We start from the raw sequence: 3,791 nt of genomic DNA, 5'->3' as shown, positions 1-3,791 counted from the left end.
CTCAGGGGGCATACTCAAAGAATATATCCTAATAATTACAACTATTAATGCATTAGGGATTTATAAAATTTTTTATAAATCAGTTACCGTCACCCTTGGTGACGGTAACTAGCGTAGCTTTATGCATGCATTTGATATCTAAGGAGAAATATGTCAAATTTACTACTCGTTATTTTGAATGACACCAGCGTATTGCCAGATTTATTGGGGGTTTGGCGAGAGATTGGTGTTCCGGGCACCACGATCCTGCAAAGCGCCGGTGGTCATGCCTCACGCAACTGGCTCAGTCGAGTTGGTTTAGGCGCAATCAATAAGCTCTTTGAAACTAAAGAAGTTGAAACCCGAACGCTGATGGCAGTCTTTGAGGATGAAGATTTATTAGCTCAGGCAATTGCTGAAGCCGAACGCATTGTAGGTGGTTTTGATCGACCCAATAGCGGAGTGGTATTAGTCTTGCCAGTATCACAAGCGCTGGGCGTGTATAAGGCATCTCCCAAACCTGTGCAAGAAGTGTCCCCACCATCACTTCGATCAGACTGGTCTATTCTTCGCGATACCCTAGTAGAATCTGTGGATTCTCTTTGGAGTCTGGAACCAACTATTGTGCCTGCTGACACCCAATTAGAAGACGTCGTACTAGCCATGTTGGTGCATCCCAGAGTACATTTAGCCTCAGTAGTTGCCAAAGATGGGCGTTTAATTGGGTTATTAAAGCTGGCCGTATTAGCAGATGATCTGTTTTTTCATATTTTGCCAGAAGAATTCCTTGGCGAGATTACAGATTTGGAAAAATTAATGGATTATGCTACGAAGACGCGCACACTTACAGCTCAAGATGCTATGACGCCACCAGTTTGGGTCAAACGAGACGATACTGTTGCAGAAGCTTTCAAACGAATGCATGACAATAAACTGTCCGGATTACCAATAGTTGATGACCTATACCGGGTTGTTGGTTATATCAACTTGTTAGAATTATTATCGTTGTTCATCCATATTAACGACGATGCTGACCTTTCAGAGGAGAACTAATGGACCCCTTATGGTTAGCAGGCAGTATTTTTCTACTAACATACGCCTTCATCGTCAGCGAAAAAATACATCGCACAATTTCGGCGCTTTTGGGTGGGTTGGCAATGATTCTCTTTGTGCTGCCTCAGGAGCAAGCTTTTCATTCGATTGACTGGAACGTGATTTTCCTCTTGGCTGGCATGATGATCATCGCCAATGTCCTAAAAGAAACTGGTGTGTTTCAGTGGATTGCTTTGAAAGCAGTTCGCTTAGGAAAAGGGGATCCCTTTCGAGTGCTCATCCTCCTTTCTCTTATCACTGCTTTTTCCTCAGCATTATTAGATAACGTAACCACTGTAATTCTGATTGCTCCAGTGACTTTATTTGTGGCCTCAACGTTGCGGGTTAGCCCCATCCCTTTTTTGATTGCTGAAATACTGGCTTCCAATATAGGAGGTATGGCAACACTGATCGGTGACCCGCCTAACATTTTAATTGGTAGTGCAGCCAATATCGATTTTGTGACCTTTGCCGTGAATATGGGGCCAATTTCCCTGATCATTCTGCTGGCATTCATCGTTTTGGCACGCTTTTTATTTAAAAAAGAACTGACTATCCAAGACCAATCCAGCATAGATATTGCGGGATTAGATACATCCGCATTGATAACTGATCCTGTCTTGCTACGCAAATCATTGGTTATTACAACAGCAGTTATCCTGGGATTTTTATTACATAGTGCATTACATCTGGAGCCTGCAACCATCGCCCTAACTGGTGCAACCCTTTTGATGCTTTGGAGCAAAACAGACCCTCATCATGCTCTGCGCGATATAGAATGGACAACCCTGTTCTTTTTCTTTGGGCTATTCATTACGGTAGAAGCTGTTGTTGAAGTTGGGCTAATTGAGATAGTTGCCGATGCAGCATTACGTCTAACCGGAGGCGACGTATCCCTTACGTCCATGCTCCTGATCTGGTTTTCGGCGATTGCATCCGGCATTGTCGATAATATCCCATATACAGCTACCATGATCCCGATCGTGAAAAACCTGGCCCAGGTTATGCCAGCAGAAACCTTATGGTGGTCATTGGCCTTGGGCGCAGATCTAGGCGGTAATTTAACCCTGGTGGGCGCAGCCGCCAATGTGGTCGTGGCCAGTCTTGCCGAAAAAAGTGGACATCCAATCAGCTTCGGGCGTTTCTTAAGCTATGGTGTGATCACAACTGTGATGTCCCTGATCCTGGCAAGCGGATACGTTTGGTTGCTTTACCTCTAAAATATAAGGAGATATGAAGCCGTCTCGCACAAGATTTTGACTTGAGTGCTGCACCCATAAAGCTTCGCGGTTGAGCAGAAGAACGCCTACGCAAAGAGGATGTTGAAGTCTAGCACACAATTAAACCCCAGTGAGGCATTTTCAATACCTTCAACCAATTGGTTTGGGGTTCAATTTGTTCGCTGACGGGCTACGAAATGCGCTATATCCCCGCTTTAAGGATAGATAGTATCTCTGCTCGTGGTTGGACCTGAAAAACGCAGCAGGAAGTCAAAAAATACAGGCCCATTGGAAACCGCCATGATTAAGCCACAGATGAGGGTTCGATGGAAAACAGGTAAAAACTGTTAAAGTCCAGAAAGATGGGTTGAAAAAAGTGTTTGAAATTGAAAATGACATATCAACGACGTTTCAAAACTTGATTTTCTTGTTAGGAGTTCAGAAAAACTTTTTCAATAAAGGGGGAGGTCATTGCTGATAGGAGAGCGCCGTAATCCAGATGAAATTCAACTTCGCTACCGATCTTTAGTGTGTGGTTTCGACTGTGCAGAATAAGATGATCGCTGCTGGCGCCGAGTATCTCCAGGTCGCTGCTGATTGGTTTGAGGCCAGAAATGAGAACGTCCTGCCTGCCCAACGCGACGATCACTCTGCGCCGAATGCCGCGATCAACGAAGGTGGGCACATCTCCAAAGGCAGTCTGGGAAATTTCGCCAATTGGCAAAGAAGGCTTTTCTTTTGACTCGATCACTTCAGCAACCAGCCTAAAGGCTTCAGTATGTAAACCAGGAATGGGGTTGCGACCAATGGTCTCTCTTCCTAATAAAAGTGATTCACCCAGGCGTAGATTATTGATCCTGCCAACATTTTGCGTAGATTGAACCCAGTCATGATTTGCTGAATTCCCCCCTGAGATGATTTCTAATTGGAGCTGAAAATCCTTTTCAACCGAATTCGCTATTTGAGATAACCTGTCCATATTTTGATTATCTGGCTTAATCCCGCCGTAACAAGCCAGATTGGTGCCAATGCCAGTGATTTCAATATTCGGCAGGTCCTGGATGCTTTTTACTAAGAGAGGAAGCTCGGATGGAAGCACTCCCTCTCGCAGGTCGCCCAGCTCTACCATTAGAATGATTTTGTGGGTCTTTTTCTGCTTTTTTGCGAAGCGGGATAATTCTTGTATAGTTTCAAATTCCGTATTAAGGCTGATATCAACAGTTCTGACAACGCTTTCTGCCTGACTTGGTGCTGTGCGCAGCAGAACAAAGGGGATCGAGATCCCTGCCTTTTTCATTCTTTGAATATTCTCAAGACGAGAGTCAGCAATCAAATCTACGCCGCCCTGGATCATTGCCCTGGCAACCTGGGGATCTCCTAATGCTGCTTTGGAGACTCCCATCAGAGAAATCCCTTTTTGTCCATATAGTTCGGACAGCATCCGGGCATTATCCTGAATTTGAGAGAGGGCGATTTCTATTCTTGGCATTAATATCTTTG

Annotated in this window: 3 protein-coding genes; 2 read left to right on the top strand and 1 reads right to left on the bottom strand. The window is 44.6% G+C overall.

Translation table 11 applies throughout. The features are described 5' to 3' along the window. Positions 1-150 precede the first annotated feature (150 nt). Together AC3DOM_RS16475 and AC3DOM_RS16470 are read left to right on the top strand one after the other, a co-directional pair. Complete coding sequence (locus AC3DOM_RS16475; protein WP_487920128.1) at positions 151-1,032, top strand: CBS domain-containing protein; 882 nt, start codon at positions 151-153, stop codon at positions 1,030-1,032. After that, the gene (locus AC3DOM_RS16470; protein WP_487920127.1) at positions 1,032-2,291 is read left to right on the top strand and encodes an ArsB/NhaD family transporter; all 1,260 of its coding nucleotides are present in this window, start codon (positions 1,032-1,034) and stop codon (positions 2,289-2,291) included. The genes AC3DOM_RS16475 and AC3DOM_RS16470 overlap by 1 nt, the downstream gene beginning before the upstream one ends. 430 nt (positions 2,292-2,721) lie before the next feature. Here AC3DOM_RS16470 and AC3DOM_RS16465 read toward each other — a convergent pair. After that, positions 2,722-3,791, bottom strand: a 1,070-nt coding sequence (locus tag AC3DOM_RS16465; RefSeq protein WP_487920126.1) for an alanine/ornithine racemase family PLP-dependent enzyme, incomplete at its 5' end; no start/stop codon positions are given.

The sequence above is a fragment of the Candidatus Desulfolinea nitratireducens genome (assembly GCF_982879505.1).
The sequence above is the reverse complement of the archived record's forward strand: the minus strand, read 5'-3'. Positions and strand labels throughout refer to the sequence as shown.

Excerpts from the sequence above, each read along its gene's own strand:
- AC3DOM_RS16470 (WP_487920127.1), top strand. The coding sequence starts at position 1,032 with ATGGACCCCTTATGGTTAGCAGGCAGTATTTTTCTACTAACATACGCC.
- AC3DOM_RS16475 (WP_487920128.1), top strand. The coding sequence starts at position 151 with ATGTCAAATTTACTACTCGTTATTTTGAATGACACCAGCGTATTGCCA.